The organism is Nonomuraea sp. NPDC005650, from assembly GCF_040605375.1.
In the GTDB taxonomy this organism is placed as follows: Bacteria; Actinomycetota; Actinomycetes; order Streptosporangiales; family Streptosporangiaceae; genus Nonomuraea.
The window spans coordinates 106,733-124,924 of record NZ_JBEXCR010000008.1 but is presented as its reverse complement, the minus strand read 5'-3'; the positions used below and the strand labels follow the sequence as shown (position 1 = coordinate 124,924).

Genomic DNA, 18,192 nt, shown 5'->3' with positions numbered 1-18,192 from the left:
CCGCTCACCGGTTCTGGTTCCAGACGACGAGGGGCGGGGGCACGGCCTGCAGGATCTGTTTGACGACCTGCTCGGGGTCGACGCCGTCGGCCAGGGCGTCGAAGGTGAGCATGAGCCGGTGCGACATGACGTCCACGGCCACGTCGCGTACGTCGTCGGGCAGCAGGTAGTCGCGGCCGCGCAGCAGGGCCAGCGCCCGCCCGGCCGAGACCAGGCCCAGCGTGGCCCGGGGGCTGACGCCGATCTCGATGGTCTCGGCGAGGTCGGGCAGGCCGTACTCGGCGGGGCTGCGGGTGGTCATGACCAGCCGCACCACGTAGTCGGCGACGAGCTGGTGCACCGAGATCTGCTCGGCCGCCTCCTGCAGGGTCAGCAGCTTGCCGGGGTCGAGCACGCGCTCGGGGACCGGCGGCGTGACGCTCATCCGGTGCAGGATCTCCAGCTCCTCGTGCGCGGTGGGGTGGGGCACCCGTACGCGGAACAGGAAGCGGTCGCGCTGCACCTCGGGCAGCGGGTAGACGCCCTCGGACTCGATCGGGTTCTGGGTGGCGAGCACGATGAACGGCCTGGGCAGCGGGTGGGTGACACCGGCGAGGGTGACCTGCCGCTCGGCCATCACCTCCAGCAGCGCGGACTGGACCTTGGCGGGGGCGCGGTTGATCTCGTCGGCCAGCAGGAAGTTGACGAACACGGGGCCGAGTTCGACATCGAACTTCTCGTTGGAGGGGTGGAAGACGCGGGTGCCGATGATGTCGCTCGGCACGAGGTCGGGGGTGAACTGGATCCGGGCGAACGTGCCGCCCACGACAGTGGCCAGGGTGGAGGCGGCGAGGGTCTTGGCGACGCCTGGGACTCCTTCGAGCAGGCAGTGCCCACGGGCCAGCAGGGCCACGATGAGTCTTTCGACCATGTGGTCCTGGCCGACGATGACACGCCGGACCTCGTCGAGACTTTGACGCAGCAGTGCCGCATCGTTTCCGCCTGGCAACTCTTCGGCGACGCTCATGACGCCATTCCACCAAACGCGCCGCAAACGTGCACGACGCCACGTCTGTGCTTTCATGGCAAACGTGGCAAGTCCCCTGCAGTACGGCGATCCACCCCGGCTGGGGCCATTCGTGGTCCAGGCCCGTCTGCACACTGCCCCGGCGGGTTTCGTGTACCTGGGCCAGGGGCCCGACGGGCGAGCGGTGTCGCTCGCCGTGCTCACCAGGGGGGCCGCGCTCGACGCCGCCGCCCGCGAGCGGTTCGTGACCGCGGTCAGGGAGGCCAGGGGCGAGCGGTCCGGGCTGCGCGGCTGGCTCGGGCGCTCGGGGCGCTCGCGGGGCGCGGTGCTGGACGACACGCCCGAGGTGCTCGCCTTCGACGGCGGTCACGCGCCCTGGGCGGCGGTCCCGTACGTGCCCGGCCGGCCTGGCGCCGAGCGGTTCCTCGATCCCGTCATGGTGGGCGGGACGTTCATCGGGGAGGCGCACGGGCCCGACTTCGTCCCGTACTGGCTGACCGACCGCGCCCCGGCGCTGCCCGGGCCGACGCGGCAGCGCAGGCCGCTCACCGAGACCCGCAAGCGGGTCCTGATGGCCGCGCTGGCGCTGGTGCTGCTGCTCATGCTGGTGATCGCGATCCTGCTGCTGATGTTGCTCGGCAGGCGTGACAGCGAGCCGCAGCCGCGGCAACTGCCGCCGACGGTGTTCGTGCCGACGCCGCCGCCGACGCCGGCCAGCCCCGAGCCGCGGCCATCGCCGTCCAAGACGCCCTCTCCGTCGGAGAGCGGGCAGGCCACCCCCGGCCAGACGCCCGGCGAGGAGATGGGCGAGGAGTCGCCGCTGTTCAATTAGCTTGAGCCTCCCCCAACAGGAGGCTTTATCGTCCGCGGCTATGGAATTCATCGTTCACGACACCCTCACGTCGATGGCCGCCCTGCTGCGCGAGCCGCTCGAACGGCGGCCCGCCGCGCTGCGGGACCTGCTGGCGCCGATGCGCCCGGCCATCCCGATGCCCGGCGACCTCGTCGACCTCCACCACCAGGGCGGCGGCTTCCGCGTCGACGCCGACGACCCGCGCTACCTGCCCGCCGTCCTGCGCATGATCGACGCCGACGTGCTCGGGCAGGTGCGGCGGGAGCTGGAGCGCGCCTCCGACCGGCTGCGCGAGGCCAAGCAGGGCGAGTCGCTGCAGGTCATGTTCGTGATGGGCGATCCGGACGACGAGCACCTGATGAAGGTGAGCGGCGGTTACTACGGCATGGGCGGCTCGCCCGGCTGGCTGTACCTGCTGGCCTGGCCGTCGGAGGAGGTGATCGGGCGGATCGCGCAGCTGGCCGTGCACGAGTTCCACCACAACGTCCGCTACGCCAACGTCGAGTGGAACCCGGCGACCGTGACCGTGGGCGAGCACGTGGTGGCCGAGGGGCTGGCCGAGGCGTTCGTACGGGAGCTGTCGGGGGCCGGGGCCATGGGGCCGTGGTCGTCGATGGTGAGCGGGGAGGCGTTCGAGGTGGCGTACGAGCGGATCATGGCGGACTTCGGGCTGGCGGGGATGTGGAACACGCCGGCGTACGTGCTGGGGGACAGCGCGGCACGCAAGTTCGGGCAGGAGCCGCGCGGCATTCCCGACATGGCGGGATATGCGGTAGGGCTGCACCTGGTCGACCGGGCCCTCGCCGCCACGGGCCTGACGGCCGCGGAGGCGACCTTGCTGCCCGCATCCGACCTCCTGCGCCGCGCCGGCCTCCACCCCTGACGCACCGCACACCCCAACCCTCGGACGGCGGGAAACCCACCAGGCCCCCACTGCTCCCAAGGGCCCCAGGCCCTGGACCGCGGGCGCCCCACTCCGCTTCAAGGGACCCCAGCCCACGCGGCGCCGGGCACCTCCCGCTCCCCCCGAGGGACCCCAGCCCCGTATGGCGGGAGAGCGACTGTCACCGGGGCGGGCCTCAGCGCGGTGAGACGAAGCCGGACTCGTAGGCCGCGATCACAGCCTGGGTCCGGTCGCGAGCCCCCAGCTTGGCCAGCACGTTCCCGACGTGCGTCTTGACCGTCTCCTGGCTGACGACCAGCTCGGCGGCGATCTCGTTGTTGGACAGCCCCTTGGTGATCAGCCGCAGCACATCACCCTCACGCCCGGTCAGCCGGTCGATCCCGGCCACCCGCCCGGAGCCATCCTGGACACGCCGCCCGGCCAGCGCCCGGATCGCGGCCGGGAACAGCAGCGACTCCCCCGCCGCGACCAGCTTGACCGCCTTGATCAGATCGTCCGGCCTGGTGCGCTTGAGCAGGAACCCGCTGGCCCCGGCCCGGAGCGCGTCATAGACGTAGTCGTCGTTCTCGAACGTCGTCACCACCAGCACCTTCGGCGGCTCGTCCAGGGCCAGCAGGCGCTCGGTCGCCTGGATGCCGTCGAGCGCGGGCATGCGTACGTCCATGAGGACGACGTCGGGCCGCTCGCGCCGGACCAGGGGCAGGACGGCGGCACCGTCCGCGGCCTCGCCGACCACGGTCAGGTCCGGCTCGGCGTCGATGATGATCCGCAGCCCGGCCCGGATGAGATCCTCGTCGTCCGCGATCACGACTCTGAGCGTCATGGACTCGACCGTAGCGGCTCTGCGCGTCATGGGCTCGACCGTAGTGGCAGCCGGACGGTGACACTCCATCCGGCCTCAGTGGGACCGGCGTCCAGTTCGCCGCGCAGCAGCCGTACCCGCTCGCGCATGCCCGTCACGCCCCTGCCTCCGGGCCCGCCGCCGTTCCCCTGTCCCGGGTTCGTGACCTCGAGCCTCAGGTCGTCGCCCCGCACGGCGGCGGCCAGGCGTACGGGACCGTGGCCGTGCTTGATGGCGTTGGTGAGCGCCTCCTGGAGGATGCGGTACGCCTCGCGGGAGACCACGGCGGGCACGGCGGACAGATCGCCCACCTCCTGCCGCACCTGAGCGCCCGACGCGGCGACGAGCTCGTCGAGGTCGGCCAGCGTGGCCTGCGGCGCCCTCCCCCGGCCGCCCTGATCGGCGGGCCTGCCGCCACCGCCCCGAGGAACATCCGTACGACCGCCGCCGGCCCGGTCGTCCTCACGCAGCACGCCCAGGACGTGGTCGAGGTCCTCCAGGGCGGTACGGGCCGACTGCTCGATGGCGGCCAGGGCCTTCCTGGCGGTGTCCGGGTCCCGGTCGAGGACCCGTCCGGCGGCGGCGGCCTGCAGGGTGACGACGCTGAGCGCGTGCCCGACCGAGTCGTGCAGCTCGCGGGCCAGCCGGTTGCGTTCGGCGAGCGTACGGGCGTGCTCTTCGGCGGCGGCCAGGCGTTCGGCCGGGGTGGGGCCGAGCAGGACGGGAGCCAGCCTGGCCAGCAGCTCGCCCGCGCCCGCCGCGGTCGCCACCAGCGCCCCCAGCAGCGCCAGCCCGCCCAGCGTCCACAGCGCCGCGGGCCATCCCGGCTCCACGATGACGCCGATGATCGGCGTACCCCGCCCGGCGAACGGCAGCGCGAGCGTGACCAGCGTGAACGGCACGATGGCCAGCGTGGAGCCGCTGACGAGCCCGCCGATCGCCAGGTGCAGGGTGAACCAGGCGGCGGTCCTGCGCCGCTCCTGCCAGGTGCGGCCCGCCTGCCTGGGCGGGGTCTCGACGTGCGCGCCGAGCAGCCCCTGCGCCGCGTTCACCTCCAGCGCCCGGATCGGCAGGAACAGCCCGGTCACGGCCACCACCGGCAGCACCGCCACGAACACGCCGATCTGGATGGGCAGCAGCAGGTTGGCGCTCTGGCCCTGCCACTGGGCCGCGATCAGGACGCCCGCCATCATGTACGGCATCAGCAGCGCGCCGCCCAGGATGAGGCACGCCCACCGGCGGGGCAGGTTCCTTCTCACATCCGTGATTGTATGTCGATGATTATTCGCTCTCGGTGGAATGCGCCCTTAGAGAAATGCGCCCCCAGCGAAATGATCCCAGAATTACCGCCCGCCGGGTCTAGCGTTTTTCTCGGAAATGCCCAGCACAGAAAGGCGACCGCTCATGACGGAGACCCAGCGTGCGGCCTGGCCAGACCAGCTCAGCCAGCGCCTGCTGAAAGAGCGGATCGTCGTCCTCGGCCAGGAGGTCGACGACGAGATTTGCAACCGGCTCTGCGGGGAGCTTCTATTGCTGGCGGCCGAAGACCCACACCGCGACATAACGCTTTACATCAATTCGCCGGGCGGATCCGTGACCGCCGGGATGGCGCTCTACGACATGATGCAGTTCATTCCGTGCGACGTGGCGACGGTGGCGATGGGGTTCGCGGCGTCCATGGGGCAGGTGCTGCTGTCGGCGGGCGCCAAGGGCAAGCGCTACGCCCTGCCCAACTCCCGCGTCGTCATGCACCAGCCGCTCGGCGGCATCGGTGGCTCGGCCAGCGACATCCAGATCCAGGCCGACAACATGCTCTACACCAAGCGCCGGATGGCCGAGATCATCGCCCACCACACGGGCCAGCCGCTGGAGCGCATCCAGGCCGACTCCGACCGCGACCGCTGGTTCACCGCCCAGGAGGCGCTGGAGTACGGCATCGTCGACCACATCGCAGAAGGGATGAACTGATATGAGCGGCCGCTATGTGCTGCCCTCGTTCACGGAGCGCACGTCGTACGGCATCAAGGAGATGACCCCGTACAACAAGCTCTTCGAGGACCGGATCGTCTTCATCGGCACCCCCATCGACGACACCGTGGCCAACGACGTGATGGCGCAGTTGCTCACACTCGAGTCGATCGACCCCGACCAGGACGTCAACATCTACATCAACTCCCCCGGCGGCTCGTTCACGGCGATGACGGCCATTTACGACACCATGCAGTTCATCCGCCCGGAGATCCACACCGTCTGCATCGGCGAGGCCTCCTCGGCCGCGGCGGTCCTGCTGGCGGCCGGCGCGGCCGGCAAACGCGCCGCCCTGCCCCACTCCCGCATCCTGCTGCACCAGCCCCACGCGGAGGGCGGCCGCGGCCAGGGCAGCGACCTGGAGATCCACGCCAGGGAGATCCTGCGCATGCGCGACCAGCAGGAGGAGATCCTGTCCCGCCACACGGGCCGGGGGATCCTGGAGATCAGGAAGGACATCGAGCGGGACCACATCTTCACGGCGGAGCAGGCCCGCACGTACGGCCTGGTGGACGACGTCTACGCCTCCAGAAAACGCGCCCTGACCCCAGCCCACTGACCCACTCCGCCCCGGCTCTCTGCGCCCGTCCAACCCACAAACAAAGAGCCACAGCTCAAATCCCGGGCCCGGTACGGGGAGCCGGACCGGCCTCGCAAAGCTGGGCGCGCGGAGCCAGACCGGGTTTCCAGGGCCGGGCGCAGAGAGCGGGGCGGGGAGGGGCCTGGGAGCGGGCACCAACGCTCAGGGCCGCACGTCGCCTCCCGCCACCCCCGCCCCCCATTGCGGTGGCCCACCTGTCCCCAAACAGTGGCAATAGCGGCCCCGCCTGCCCCAAGCAGTGGCAGTGGCCCCACCTGCTCCGAGCGTTGGCCGGTGAGCGTTCCGAACCGGTACGATGATCATGCTCGGGACCGCCGCGCGGGTCGGGGATCCGGGCCGGTCCGGTAACGTTTTGCGACGTGGCCCACTACTTCTCCGAACAGCCGAAGGCAGCGAGCAAGCCGGGCTCCGTCGACCTGGTTCTGCCCGATCTGCACCTGCGGCTGGAGACCGACAGCGGCGTGTTCTCGCCGGAACGGGTCGACGTGGGCACGCGCGTCCTGCTGGAGACCGTCCCCCCGCCGCCTCAGGAGGGCGATCTGCTCGATCTGGGCTGCGGGTACGGGCCGATCGCGCTGACCATGGCCTCCAGGGCGCCCGAGGCGACGGTGTGGGCCGTCGATGTGAACCGGCGCAGTCTGGAGCTGACCGCCAGGAATGCCGAGGCCGCGGGCCTTTACAAAGTACGGTCAGTACATGTCGATGAAGTGCCAGATGATGTGAAATTTCGGGCAATCTGGTCTAATCCTGCGATCCGTATTGGGAAGCAGGCCCTGCACGAGATGCTCACCAGGTGGCTGACGCGGCTCACTCCCGACGGCGTCGCCTACCTGGTCGTCCAGAAACACCTCGGCTCGGACTCCCTGCAGCGCTGGCTCGGCGAGCAGGGCTGGCACGCCTCCCGCGAGGCCAGCCGGGCCGCCTACCGGATCCTGAAGGTGACCCGATGAGAAGGCAACTGCGCCCCACCGACGTCAAGCGGCTCAACCGCACCTGGCGCAGGAACACCGAGCACCGGCTCGCCCTGATCGTCGAGTCGGTCACCGGCCCGTTCAACATCGGCTCGATCTTCCGCAGCGCCGCCGCGTTCGGCGTGGACGAGATCTGGCTCGCGGGCAACGCCACCCCGCCGACCAACCCCAAGGCGGGCAAGACCGCCCTCGGCACCGAACGCCTGGTCACCTGGCACGAGCCGATCCCCGCCACCGAGGCGGTCAAGGCCGCCAAGGAGGCGGGCTACACCGTGCACGCCATCGAACTGACCGCCGAGGCCGTGCCGCTGCACCGCGCCGGGTTGGGGCGCGACGTGTGCCTGGTGGTCGGCAGCGAGGACCACGGCTGCTCCCCCGCCCTGCTCGACGCCGTCGACAACGTCTGCTACATCCCGCAGGTCGGGCGGGTGGGCTCGTTCAACGTGGCGGTGGCCGCCGCCATCGCGCTGGCCGAGGCCCGCCGCCAGGAGTGGGAGAATCTCCCCGAACCGTAACCGATCCGTTCACCCACGAGAGGCATACTCAGGACGTGCTGAGCCGTCGATTCGCCTTTCTCGACCATCCGGGCCCGCTGGCTTTCGCGCACCGCGGAGGCGCCGCCGAGGGCGCGGAAAACTCCGTCGCGGCCTTCGAACGGGCGGTCGAGCTCGGTTACACCTATCTGGAGACCGACGCGCACGCCACCTCCGACGGCGTGCTGCTCGCCTTCCACGACCACACGCTCGACCGGGTGACCGACCATCGCGGCCGCATCTCGGAGTTGCCCTACCAGGAGGTCAGGCAGGCCCGCATCGGCGGGGTTCACGAGATCCCGCTGCTGGAGGACCTGCTGGGCACCTGGCCCGAGATCCGCTTCAACATCGACGTGAAGGAGCCCTCCGCCATCGCGCCGCTGGCCGAGGCGATCCGGCGTACCAACGCCTATGACCGCATCTGCCTGACCTCCTTCTCCGACGAACGCCTGACGCTGGCCAGGGCGGCGATGGGCAGAGAGGTGTGCTCGGCGCTCGGCCCGCGCGGCGTCGCCGCGCTGCGCGCCGCCGCGTCCACCTCCGGCTACGGCCGCCTGCTGGCCCGCGTGTCGCGCTCCGGCGTGCCGTGCGCGCAGGTGCCCGTGGGCTTCCGCGGGCTACGGGTGACCACCCGGCGTCTGGTCCGTACGGCGCACGCCATCGGCATGCAGGTGCACGTGTGGACCGTCAACGACCCCGTACGCATGGAACACCTGCTCGACCTGGGCGTGGACGGCATCATGACCGACAACATCACCGGCCTCCGCCACGTCCTCGACCGCCGTGGGCAGTGGCATCCCCACGGAATGGCGGCCTGACGCGCCATCCGGCGCGTTGTCGTAGCTCGACGAGGCTTCCCGGGTCACGGATCGCACTCGAACTCAGTTGGCCGTCATCGGTGGACGCCCTGTGCAGGTGAGCCTCAGGCTGGAGACGTCGTGCTCCCGAACCCGGCGTGCCGGCCCAGCCCGCCGAAACGCGGGCCGTACCGCAGCGGCTCACCTGCACGACACGGCCCCCTCTATACGGTGTGATGTGCTGTGATTGGAGGAGTGGGCCGACCTTCAACGGAGGGTTCTGGTGGGCAAGACGATCTTCTCTGTCCAGTCCGCAATCGCTCAGTGGCTACCCGGCCGCCGCCTTGCCTCTCCACCGCCGCCACCGGGGCGAAATGATCACGAGTCGCTCGTGGCCGCCCTCGAACATGCCACCCGCTGGTATGAGTACCGCATCAGCCAAGGGCTCCAGGTCCTGAACTTCTACCTGGTCTCAACCGCTGTGATGTCCGCCGCCTACGTCGCGGCCCTTCAGGCGAAGCTCGACACTGTAGCCGGCGCCGTTGGGCTGGTAGCCGCCCTGGTCTCCGTTGCAGCGTCACTCGCAGGGTGGCGCTTTCGCGGTCTCGCCCGATTGGCCTTACAGCCGATCGCGGAGATTCAGGATCGGCTCGCCGCCACACTGGACATGGACTCGCTCCGCCTCGTACGGCGAAACCCCCATCGGACGTTCACCACGCCCATTTCCGTGATCATGTTCGTCTTCGCCTGCGCCATCTCGATAACGGGAGCCTTGTACGCGTGGCTTCGCTGATCCAGGCCAGGCACCCCCGCCCACGTACAGCTCACGGCCCATCCTGCCTCCTCACCTCAGCCATCCGACGCCGGTCCATCCCCAGCCGGAGTTCCACTGTGGGGATTGCCTGGATCGGGAGACGTAGATCCTCGTTCGAGCCGACTCCCAACCATGAACCTCAGCTCCGGATCAACGGACCTGCCGGAATTCACGATGATGCGCCAACCGACGACGCCCGTGACAGGTCGGCCGACGATCGACACCGCGCCTGAGGCCGACGGCACGGCCCCGTCCGCACGCTGGAAGCGTCGTAAGCTTCGAGCCCGACGCCGTTGAGTTCACGCGCGACCCGACTGGGTTGCCCGCGACGATGCGCGTCACCAAGGCGAGCACAGTCTCAGCTTGTCCGCCGTCACCTCGTTGACCGCGATGCGGCCCACCTCAACACCGCCAACCACCGTCACCTCGTTGGGTGGCGTTCGTGTCGCCCGCAACCCCTCTCCGTGCGTGTACGCCCAGAGTCGGATGCCATCGGTCGCCACCTGCCGGGCAGTCGGCGCCGAATGTGATCAGTATGGACACCATACTGACTGGTCGGTATTTTCGCTGGCATGACCCTGGAACGCCAGACCTGGCGCACCCTGGAGCCGTTGCACGGCATGATCTACTTCTCTCCCGAGGCGGGAGCCGCCTACAAGAGCCTCGGGCTGAGCGGCCGGATGGGGTACTTCGCCTCCCGGGCCGCCGCTCTCGGCCCGGTTCCCGCTGAAGTGGTGATCGCGACCTTCTACAACTTCAACCCTGATCTGGTACGGCAGGCGATCCCGGCCGCCTGGCAGATCGCCTCCCCCTCCGACATCCTGGCCGCCCGGCTCGAATCGGTCGATGCCACGCTGCGCCGCGTACTGGGCGACGCAGTGGGCACCCCGGAGATGTCGCGGGCAGCGGCGCTGGCCCGCAAGGCGGCGGATACCGTCGCGGGCGAGCTCAGCGGGCGGCCGCTGTATGCCGCGCACGCGGCACTGCCCTGGCCGGAGGCTCCCCACCTGGCGCTCTGGCACGCCCAGACCCTGCTGCGCGAGTATCGCGGCGACGGCCATCTCGCCGCGCTCCTGGCCGCCGGCCTGAGCGGCATCGAAGCCCTCGTCACCCACGCCGCCACCGGCGCCGTCGCGTCCGAGACGCTCCGGAGTACACGGGGGTGGCCCGAGGCCGACTGGGCTGCCGCCGTACAGGGCCTGGAGGAGCGTGGCTGGCTCTTCGAGGGGTCTCTCACCGAGGAAGGCCGCAAGTGGCGTGAGGAGATCGAAGACGCGACGGATCGGATGGGGATGGCACCGTACACCGCGCTCGGCGCCGCAGGCTGCGAGGAGTTGCGCTCTCTCGCCCGGCCATGGAGCAAGGCCCTGGTCGCCGAGGTGATGCCCTGGGCCACAGGTCGTTAGCCGGGCGCACAAGGTGATCACCAAGAGTCCGGTCACCGCACCCCCGGGCTCAAGGCCCACCCACGAGACGCCCGGACACGCTTCGGCCGTACTCGATACCGGAGCAACGACGGCATCCCCGATCCGGAACGTCCGCAGCCCGGGACATGCCCACGTACGGACTCCAGATCTGCCAGGCGACCGGGCCCGGGCCCGACACCGTCTACCCCATCCTGCGTCGTCTGGAGAACATCGGTCGGGTGCGGCCCTACTGGGACGAGAGAGGGAAACTGCCGGCCCAACGCAAGCGTCCACTGGAGTGACCGCGCAAGGCCGAAGCGAAGCCGTATCCACGCTCGCTGACAGGCGACCCAAGACCGGTCACCGTTTGGGATCAATGACCGTCCCTTTGGCTGTCGGATGACGAGGACCTGGCGGGTAACGGCTTTGCCCAGGGATACGTCAAGTGCGCGGCGCCCTCCCTGCCGGCCGTTCTCGCCCTGGCGCTGGAGCCGCCACTCATGGCGGCAGGCCGTGGCGGCGTGGGGACGCTGCTTGCCGTTGCCCTGTACCTTCTTGAGGGTTCCACGGCCTCAGCGGGTCATGGGTTGAGTCCTTTCGCCGGGAAGGTGATCATTGTATGGTCATGGGCACGATACGCGGATTTCAACCACGACCTGCGAAAATGAGCTGCGCGTCAAGCATGACCGACAACGTCTCCGGCCTGCGCACCACCTTGGAGCGCCACAGCCGACGGCACCCCGGCAGCCTGGCCGCGTAACTCGACCCGACGGGCCGGGCCCCGCACCACGAACAAGCACCGAGAGCCCGGCGCACCAGCCCCAAGAAGCCAAGAAAGCCCCCTAAGCCTGCAGGCCGGGCCGCCCGGCCGCATAGGAGCGACTCGACACCATGCCCGTACCCGCGCCCCCCGCGGCCCTCGACGACTCCCCCGCCGCCCGCAGGCGCGAGCAGCGTGGCTGGTACTTCTACGACTGGGCCAACTCCGCCTTCTACACCACGATCATCTCGGTCTTCCTCGGCCCGTACCTCATCCCGGTCGCCAAGACCGCGGCCTGCGCCAAGGACTTCCCGAACGTCGCCTCCGGCACGTGCGTGGCCGACTTCGACAAGCTGGCCGACAGCAACCCGGGCCTGGGGTACGTCGACGTGCTCGGCGCCGACATCAGGCCGGCCGCGTTCTTCGGGCTGACGCTGACGATCGCGGTGTTCCTGCAGATCGTGGTGCTGCCGGTGGTGGGTGCGCTGGCCGACCATACCGGGCGCAAGCGGGAGATGCTCGGCGGTTTCGCCTACGTCGGGGCGCTGGCCACGATGGCCCTGTACTTCGTCGAGGGCGACCGCTACATGCTGGGCGGGGTGCTGTTCATCCTGGCCAACCTCGCGTACGGCTCCTCGGTCGTGGTGTACGACTCGTTCCTGCCGCAGATCTCCACCCCTGCCGAGCGCGACGGGGTGTCCTCGCGCGGCTGGGCCATCGGCTATCTGGGCGGCGGTCTGCTGCTGGCCCTCAACCTCGTCCTCTACCTGCAGCGCGACAGCCTGGGGTTGCCCGAGAGCATGGCGGTGCGCATCAGCATGATGTCGGCCGGTCTGTGGTGGGCGATCTTCACGATCATCCCGCTGCTGCGGCTGCGCAACCGTCCTGTGCCCACCCACGAGACCACGGCGCTGCGCTCGGTCGGCGGCAGCTTCCGCCAGCTCGGCCGCACCCTGGCCGAGCTGCGTCGCTATCCGCTGACGCTGCTGTTCCTGGTGGCGTACCTGGTCTACAACGACGGCGTGCAGACGGTGATCGGCAACAGCGCGGCCTTCGCCTCCGAGGCTCTCAAGCTGGGCCAGACGGTGCAGATCACGGCCATCCTCATGGTGCAGTTCGTGGCGTTCTTCGGCGCGCTGCTGCTGGGCCGGCTGGCCCGCAGCTTCGGAACCAAGCGCACGGTGCTGGCCAGCCTGGTGCTGTGGACGGCGATCGTGGTGGCGGCGTTGTTCGTCGGGGTGGGGCAGGAGCTGCAGTTCTACCTGATGGCGTTCGCGATCGCAATCGTGCTGGGCGGTACGCAGGCGCTGTCGCGCTCGCTGTTCTCCCAGGTGATCCCGAAGGGGCGGGAGGCCGAGTATTTCAGCCTGCTGCAGATCAGCGACAAGGGGTCGGCGTTCATCGGCTCCTTGACGGTCACGATCGCGCTCCAGCTGACCAACAGTTACCGCATCGCCATCGTCTCCATGATCATCTTCTTTATCATCGGCTTCGTACTCCTGGCCCTGACCAACCTCCCCAAGGCGATCCGCCAGGCCGGCAACGAGGTCCCCGACCGCATCTGACCCCTGCCACATGCAGGGCGTTCTTGGATGAGCAGCCAGGCAGTATGTGCAGGGCGCTCTTGGATGAGCCGCCAGGCGCTTCGTTCAGGGTGTTCTTGGGCGAGCGTCCGGGCGGTACATGCAGGGCGCTCTTGGGCGAACCGCCAGGCGGTACATACAGGGCCTCCTTGGGCGAGCCGCCAGGCGGTACGGCCGGGTGCTCGTTCCGGTCGCGGCAGCTCGCCGCGGGTGTCCGGCGGCGGATGGCCGAGCGGGAGGTTTCAGTCGCTCGGGGGGCGTGGAGGATCGGGGCTTGAGTCGGGCAGGGGTTCAGAGCTCGGGTCGGTCGGCGGGTCAGGGCGCGGGCCGAGCTTGTGGGCGATCCAGAACGCCGCACCCGCGAGGCCGGCCGTGACCACGATGGCGAGCAGCACCCACCATCCTCGGTGGACGTTCCCCAGTGAGTCGCCGGTGCGCCCGGCGTCGGGGTCCGGCGTGCCCGTGCCACCCGGTGGGGATCCGTCCGGGGTCGGCGAGCCGCCATCGCCGGGTGAGCCCGCAGAGCCGGTGCTGGGCTGACCGGACGGGCTGCCGTCTCCGGGTCGAGTCGCCGCGCCGTCGACGTCGTCCGGGGGCGGCCACCCCTCGGTGTCCTCAGCGGGCGGCCAGTCTCCACGGCCCTTGACAGACCACCAGCCCACAGAATCTGACGGCCAGTCCACACCGCCAGGCGACCAGACCACGCCGTCAGGCGGCGGGTCTGCGCTGTCAGGAGACCGGCCCACAGTGTTACGTGGTGAGCCCACCTCATCAGGTGACCAGCCCGTGGCGTTGGGCGGCGGGCCTCCGCCAGCAGGTGACCAGCCCCCGGTGGTAGGTGGCGAGCCCGCAGTGGTAGGTGGCGAGCCCGCGCCGCCAGGTGCCGAGCCCGCGCTATCGGGTGGCGAGCCTGCATCGCCAAGGGCCGAGCCTGCGCCGTCGGGTGCTGAGCCCAGGCCGGTGGGTGCTGAGCCTGGACCGTCGGGTGCTGAGCCCGGACCGGTGTGTGGTGTGGCCAGGCCGGTGGGTGCTGAGCCTGGACCGGTGGGTGGTGTGGCCAGGCCGGTGGGTGGTGTGGCCGGGCCACCGGAAGGCGCGGGCCGTTGGGAGGGCACCGTGCCGTCTCGGGGCGGCGATTCCGCGCCGGAGGGCGGAACTCCATTGGGTGGCGTCCGCGAGCCTCCGGTGCCGCCGAGCGTGGGCCCGCCTTCGCTCTTCCGGGCTGATGAGGTGGCACCGACCGACCCCTGCGAACCCGGCCCGCCCCGGCTGTGGGAACCCGACTCGCCCGGGGGCTGTGAACCTGGTCCACCTCGGCGCTGGGAAGCCGGGCCGCCTCGCGCCGGTGAGACTCTGTCGCGCGGCTCACCGCCCGTACGCGGTGCTGGCGGACCTGTGGCGCCGCCGGAGGTGCGTGACCCGTCACCGGTGCCCGCAGGCTCGGTGCCAGGCGAGACGCCTGGTCCCTCGCCACCACCCGGACGGTCGGAGCGGGAAGGTCGCGTCCCCGCGCCGCCCCGTGATCGCCCGCCGTCGGAGGAAGGCTGCGGCCGTGAGCCCTTGTCTCGTCCGGCGCCTGGGCGGTCCCCCGTCGGGCTGCGGCGTGCCGCTCCGTCGTCCCCATCGCCATCGCCGCCGCCGTCATCCGCGGCGGCGGCCACGACCTGGAGCATGCCGAGCGGCGGCGCTGTCAGGGCATCCCGCCGCCCTGGCAGCGCCGCCGTGGTGCCCAGGACGAGAGCGATGGTGAGGGCCGGCAGGAGCCATCGTGGTCCCCGTCGCATCGGCGTCTCCCGTCCGTCGTCCCGTACGCTGCCGGATCTCAGCCTGGGCTGCCGGGATGGCGTGATCGTGAGCGGCGGATGAGAGATCTCTCATCAAGAGGCGGACGCGGGCGCTCCGAGGCGATACTCCGGTCCCGGTCGTCCGCGCGGCTCCGATCACGACAGCGCAGCCGAATTCGCTGATCGCGGGCAGCTCGGACATCGGCTCATCGTCATGACGGCCACACGGCGACGCGGGCAGCTCGGACGTCCCCTCGTCTTCATGACAGCCACACCACGACGCGGCCAGGCGTCAGGGCACGGCGGTCGGGGACGCCCTTCGGTTACGACGGTTCCCGGGACGAACGTCCAGGGACTCCCCCGGCCACGGCGGTACGGCCGACGTCCTGCAGGGGACCGGCCCGGTCGCGGCGGTACGGCCGACGTCCGCAGGGCCCAGTTACGGCTGTGCGGCCGGTGAGCTGGTCACGGGGGAGGACGGTGCTGCCAAGAGCATGGTGCCGGGGCCCTGGGCCGCGCCTGGGCCGCCTACGGCCGTGACCGTGTCGGCGGTGGCCTCGGCGCCGCAGTGCGGGCAGGTGACGACGGGGGTGAAGCGCTCGCCGCAGGAGTGCACCAGGAGCGCGGGCGGGCCGCCCGGCGGCGTGGACCAGCGGTCGCCCCAAGCCATCAACGTCAGCAGGGCCGGCACGATGTCCCGGCCCGCCTCCGTGAGGACGTACTCGTGGCGCACAGGGCGCTCCTGGTACGGGCGCTTCTCCACCACGCCCGCCGCCACCAGGTGCTCCAGCCGGCGGGTCAGGAGGTTGCGTGAGATGCCCAGGTCCTCCGCCAGATCGTCGAACCTGCGCAGGCCCAGGAACAGATCTCGCAGGATCAGCGGCGTCCACGGCTCGGCGACCACGCCGACGGCCTGGGCGATGGAGCAGTGCATCTCACCGAACCTGTTCATGGACCCAGGATAGTGGGTTGATAAAGTGAACTCATGACAGTTCACATTCAGGACTCACCTGCGGCCGCGTACCGGCGGGCAGGCGAGGCACATGACGTCGACGCCCTCGTCGCCACGCTCGCCGACGACGTGGTCTTCCGCTCGCCACTCAGCGCCAACGCCCCCTTCCACGGCAAGGAGCAGGTACGGGAGCTGTTCTCGGTCGTGTTCGACGTGCTGTCCGACCTGCGTTACCAGAAGGACGTCGGCGACGGGCGCACGCGGGCCCTGACCGCGACCGCCCGGCTGGGCCGCCAGGAGCTCCATGAGGCGGCGCTGGTCGAGGTCGGCGAGGACGGGCTGATCACGGAGATCACGATGTGGATCCGGCCCCTGCCGGGGCTGACGGCGATGATGGCCGCGCTCGGCCCCGGCCTGGCCCGCGCCACAGGCAGGCCGGGGCTGCCCTGGATCGTCGCCGCCGCCGTCAAGCCGCTGGCCGCGATGACCCGCCTCGGCGACCGAACTCTGGTCCCGCTCTTGACCCGCGGGCGCCCGAGCTAGCCTCAGCCGCCACCCCTTCACACCGAGAATCCCCGGGGTCACCGATCCAAAGAGAGAGCACTGCTCTTGACATCACTACTCCAAAGCGAGAGCATTGCTCTCGCTAAAGAGCGACGCCCTCTTCAAGGAGCATTGATGGCCCCCAGACTCACCTCCGCGGCCTTCGCCGCCGCCGGCATCCTCTTCCTCGCCTATCCCGCGATCCGCCCGTCCGGCGACGACGCCACCGCGATGGCCTCCACGGCGTGGATCGCCGGGCACGCGGCCGCCATGCTCGGTTTCGTGCTGCTCGGACTGGCCGTGCTGGGGCTTCACCAGGTGCTCGGCGACCGCCTCTCCCTGCGCGCCGCCGTTGTGACCTGGGTGGGCGCGGGCCTGACGCTCCCGTACTACGGCGCCGAGGACTTCGGCCTGAACGTGATCGCCCAGCGCTCCCTCCGCGACCAGGCGCCGGCGTTGATGGAACTGGCCGAGGAGTTCAGGTACGGGCCCGTCGCGATCACGATGTTCGCCGCCGGGCTGCTTCTGCTGGCCGTCGGCACGGTGCTGGCGGCGATCTCCGTCTGGCGGTCCGGAACGCTGCCCAAGTGGAGCGGGACGGCTCTGGCACTGGGGTTCGCGCTGTTCATCCCGCAGTTCTTCGGCCCGTACCCGCTGCGGGTCGCGCACGGCGTACTGATCATGATTGGCGGGCTCTGGCTGGCGGCGGCCCTGGCCACGGCCCGGATGCGGGCCCAATCGGCGGCTGCGTGAAGAACCGAAGCCTCAAGCGCGATTGGATCACCCCGCGGGTGGGAATCCCATCACGGTACCAAGCGTTAGACACCGTGGGAGACAGACCCCCCACGCAAGGGGGCCTTGTAGGAGGCATTTAGACATGGGCGAGCGCGCGCTTCGTGGCACCCGGCTCGGGGCAACCAGCTACGAGAACGACCGTAACACGGATCTGGCCCCGCGCCAGGAGGTGTCCTACACCTGTCCTAAGGGCCATCGCTTCGAGGTTCCGCTTGCAGCCGAAGCTGAGATTCCCGCGACCTGGGAGTGCCGCATGTGCGGCGCGACCGCGGTGCGGGTGGACGGCGAGCAGCCGGAGTCCAAGAAGGTCAAGCCCCCGCGGACACACTGGGACATGCTCCTGGAGCGGCGGTCGATCGAGGATCTTGAGGAGGTGCTCAACGAGCGGCTCGCGGTTCTGCGGGCCCAGCGTCGTAAGAGCGCCTGACCTCCTCTCACGGTGAAACCCCCGGGCCACCGGCCCGGGGGTTTCTTCATGCCCGCCTACGTGCGCGGCGCGAACGCCGCAGAGCTCAGTCGCGGTCCTCCCGGATGACCTCGCCGTGCACCACCCGGCCGCCGTTCGGCGCGGCGGCGTCCTGCGGGGGCTCGAAGGGCGGAAAGAGGTTCGAGTACGGGGAGCGCGCGGCCAGCCGCTTGACCCGGCGGTCGAAGAACCAGGCGCCCAGCCGGCGCATCAGAGGCCGCGTGAACGGCAGGATGCACAGAAACCCGAAGATGTCCGTGAAGAAGCCCGGAGTCAGCAGCAGCGCGCCGCCCACCAGGACCAGGCCGCCGTCGGCCAGCTCGCGGTCGGGCATCCGGCCGGACCCGAGCGACTCCTGCAGCGCCCGCCAGGCCCTGCGCCCCTCGCGGCGCACCAGCCAGGCGCCGAACAGGCTGTCGGCGATGAGCAGGGCCACGGTGGCGGGCCCGCCGATCACCGAACCCACCTGGATGAGCAGCCAGATCTCCAGGACGGGGACGACCAGGAAGGCCAGGAAGAGCAGCAGCCGCATCGTTTCCTCGATTCCGCACCAGC

General features: G+C 70.4%; 18 protein-coding genes. 13 read left to right on the top strand and 5 right to left on the bottom strand.

Annotated elements, in window-relative coordinates:
* Positions 1-4: 4 nt before the first annotated feature.
* A complete protein-coding gene (locus ABZS69_RS15805) occupies positions 5-1,006 on the bottom strand; it encodes an AAA family ATPase (RefSeq protein WP_355371967.1) in 1,002 nt (333 codons plus the stop codon).
* A gap of 55 nt (positions 1,007-1,061) precedes the next feature.
* Here ABZS69_RS15805 and ABZS69_RS15800 point away from each other — a divergent pair, with 55 nt between their 5' ends.
* Entirely contained in the window at positions 1,062-1,838 is a 777-nt protein-coding gene (locus ABZS69_RS15800; protein WP_355371964.1) for a hypothetical protein, read from the top strand.
* A 40-nt stretch (positions 1,839-1,878) separates the two neighbouring features.
* Positions 1,879-2,742 (top strand): DUF2268 domain-containing putative Zn-dependent protease, encoded by an 864-nt coding sequence (locus ABZS69_RS15795; RefSeq protein WP_355371961.1) that lies wholly within the window; start codon positions 1,879-1,881, stop codon positions 2,740-2,742.
* 196 nt (positions 2,743-2,938) lie between these two features.
* Here ABZS69_RS15795 and ABZS69_RS15790 read toward each other — a convergent pair whose 3' ends face one another.
* Together ABZS69_RS15790 and ABZS69_RS15785 are read right to left on the bottom strand one after the other, a co-directional pair.
* The gene (locus tag ABZS69_RS15790; RefSeq protein ID WP_355371958.1) at positions 2,939-3,586 is read right to left on the bottom strand and encodes a response regulator transcription factor; all 648 of its coding nucleotides are present in this window, start codon (positions 3,584-3,586) and stop codon (positions 2,939-2,941) included.
* A gap of 26 nt (positions 3,587-3,612) precedes the next feature.
* Positions 3,613-4,863 (bottom strand): histidine kinase, encoded by a 1,251-nt coding sequence (locus ABZS69_RS15785; protein WP_355371955.1) that lies wholly within the window; start codon positions 4,861-4,863, stop codon positions 3,613-3,615.
* A 145-nt stretch (positions 4,864-5,008) separates the two neighbouring features.
* Here ABZS69_RS15785 and ABZS69_RS15780 point away from each other — a divergent pair, with 145 nt between their 5' ends.
* From ABZS69_RS15780 to ABZS69_RS15745, 8 genes are all read left to right on the top strand, one after another.
* On the top strand, positions 5,009-5,572 hold the full coding sequence (locus tag ABZS69_RS15780) for an ATP-dependent Clp protease proteolytic subunit (protein WP_355371952.1): 564 nt from the start codon (positions 5,009-5,011) through the stop codon (positions 5,570-5,572).
* A 1-nt stretch (position 5,573) separates the two neighbouring features.
* On the top strand, positions 5,574-6,191 hold the full coding sequence (locus ABZS69_RS15775) for an ATP-dependent Clp protease proteolytic subunit (protein WP_355371949.1): 618 nt from the start codon (positions 5,574-5,576) through the stop codon (positions 6,189-6,191).
* A 401-nt stretch (positions 6,192-6,592) separates the two neighbouring features.
* Positions 6,593-7,183, top strand: a complete 591-nt coding sequence (locus tag ABZS69_RS15770) for a methyltransferase (protein WP_355371946.1) — start codon at positions 6,593-6,595, stop codon at positions 7,181-7,183.
* Positions 7,180-7,719, top strand: coding sequence for a TrmH family RNA methyltransferase (locus ABZS69_RS15765; protein ID WP_355371942.1), 540 nt, complete (start codon positions 7,180-7,182; stop codon positions 7,717-7,719). Before ABZS69_RS15770 ends, ABZS69_RS15765 begins: the two co-directional genes overlap by 4 nt.
* 38 nt (positions 7,720-7,757) lie before the next feature.
* Positions 7,758-8,555: a glycerophosphodiester phosphodiesterase gene (locus tag ABZS69_RS15760; protein ID WP_355372510.1), complete on the top strand. Its 798-nt coding sequence runs from the start codon at positions 7,758-7,760 to the stop codon at positions 8,553-8,555.
* A gap of 262 nt (positions 8,556-8,817) precedes the next feature.
* Complete coding sequence (locus ABZS69_RS15755; RefSeq protein ID WP_355371939.1) at positions 8,818-9,327, top strand: hypothetical protein; 510 nt, start codon at positions 8,818-8,820, stop codon at positions 9,325-9,327.
* A gap of 593 nt (positions 9,328-9,920) precedes the next feature.
* Positions 9,921-10,754: a hypothetical protein gene (locus ABZS69_RS15750; RefSeq protein WP_355371936.1), complete on the top strand. Its 834-nt coding sequence runs from the start codon at positions 9,921-9,923 to the stop codon at positions 10,752-10,754.
* Between the two features lie 891 nt (positions 10,755-11,645).
* Positions 11,646-13,079 (top strand): MFS transporter, encoded by a 1,434-nt coding sequence (locus tag ABZS69_RS15745; protein ID WP_355371933.1) that lies wholly within the window; start codon positions 11,646-11,648, stop codon positions 13,077-13,079.
* A 2,241-nt stretch (positions 13,080-15,320) separates the two neighbouring features.
* Here ABZS69_RS15745 and ABZS69_RS15740 read toward each other — a convergent pair.
* Complete coding sequence (locus ABZS69_RS15740; protein ID WP_355371931.1) at positions 15,321-15,833, bottom strand: helix-turn-helix domain-containing protein; 513 nt, start codon at positions 15,831-15,833, stop codon at positions 15,321-15,323.
* 33 nt (positions 15,834-15,866) lie between these two features.
* Between ABZS69_RS15740 and ABZS69_RS15735 the strand changes: the two genes are divergently transcribed.
* The 3 genes from ABZS69_RS15735 (at position 15,867) to ABZS69_RS15725 (ending at position 17,598) form a co-directional block, all read left to right on the top strand.
* Positions 15,867-16,376 carry a nuclear transport factor 2 family protein gene (locus tag ABZS69_RS15735; RefSeq protein WP_355371928.1) on the top strand — a complete coding sequence of 170 codons (510 nt, stop codon included), beginning with the start codon at positions 15,867-15,869 and terminating at the stop codon, positions 16,374-16,376.
* A gap of 135 nt (positions 16,377-16,511) precedes the next feature.
* Entirely contained in the window at positions 16,512-17,129 is a 618-nt protein-coding gene (locus ABZS69_RS15730) for a hypothetical protein (protein ID WP_355371925.1), read from the top strand.
* Between the two features lie 124 nt (positions 17,130-17,253).
* Positions 17,254-17,598: an RNA polymerase-binding protein RbpA gene (locus ABZS69_RS15725; protein ID WP_185074387.1), complete on the top strand. Its 345-nt coding sequence runs from the start codon at positions 17,254-17,256 to the stop codon at positions 17,596-17,598.
* Between the two features lie 85 nt (positions 17,599-17,683).
* Here the strand turns inward: ABZS69_RS15725 and ABZS69_RS15720 are convergent, their stop codons facing one another.
* Positions 17,684-18,169, bottom strand: a complete 486-nt coding sequence (locus tag ABZS69_RS15720; RefSeq protein ID WP_355371921.1) for an FxsA family protein — start codon at positions 18,167-18,169, stop codon at positions 17,684-17,686.
* Positions 18,170-18,192 lie beyond the last annotated feature (23 nt).

Coding starts and splice junctions, on each gene's coding strand:
- ABZS69_RS15805 (WP_355371967.1), bottom strand. CDS start 1,006: ATGAGCGTCGCCGAAGAGTTGCCAGGCGGAAACGATGCGGCACTGCTG.
- ABZS69_RS15800 (WP_355371964.1), top strand. CDS start 1,062: ATGGCAAACGTGGCAAGTCCCCTGCAGTACGGCGATCCACCCCGGCTG.
- ABZS69_RS15795 (WP_355371961.1), top strand. CDS start 1,879: ATGGAATTCATCGTTCACGACACCCTCACGTCGATGGCCGCCCTGCTG.
- ABZS69_RS15790 (WP_355371958.1), bottom strand. CDS start 3,586: ATGACGCTCAGAGTCGTGATCGCGGACGACGAGGATCTCATCCGGGCC.
- ABZS69_RS15780 (WP_355371952.1), top strand. CDS start 5,009: ATGACGGAGACCCAGCGTGCGGCCTGGCCAGACCAGCTCAGCCAGCGC.
- ABZS69_RS15775 (WP_355371949.1), top strand. CDS start 5,574: ATGAGCGGCCGCTATGTGCTGCCCTCGTTCACGGAGCGCACGTCGTAC.
- ABZS69_RS15765 (WP_355371942.1), top strand. CDS start 7,180: ATGAGAAGGCAACTGCGCCCCACCGACGTCAAGCGGCTCAACCGCACC.
- ABZS69_RS15750 (WP_355371936.1), top strand. CDS start 9,921: ATGACCCTGGAACGCCAGACCTGGCGCACCCTGGAGCCGTTGCACGGC.
- ABZS69_RS15745 (WP_355371933.1), top strand. CDS start 11,646: ATGCCCGTACCCGCGCCCCCCGCGGCCCTCGACGACTCCCCCGCCGCC.
- ABZS69_RS15740 (WP_355371931.1), bottom strand. CDS start 15,833: ATGAACAGGTTCGGTGAGATGCACTGCTCCATCGCCCAGGCCGTCGGC.
- ABZS69_RS15735 (WP_355371928.1), top strand. CDS start 15,867: ATGACAGTTCACATTCAGGACTCACCTGCGGCCGCGTACCGGCGGGCA.
- ABZS69_RS15730 (WP_355371925.1), top strand. CDS start 16,512: ATGGCCCCCAGACTCACCTCCGCGGCCTTCGCCGCCGCCGGCATCCTC.
- ABZS69_RS15725 (WP_185074387.1), top strand. CDS start 17,254: ATGGGCGAGCGCGCGCTTCGTGGCACCCGGCTCGGGGCAACCAGCTAC.
- ABZS69_RS15720 (WP_355371921.1), bottom strand. CDS start 18,169: ATGCGGCTGCTGCTCTTCCTGGCCTTCCTGGTCGTCCCCGTCCTGGAG.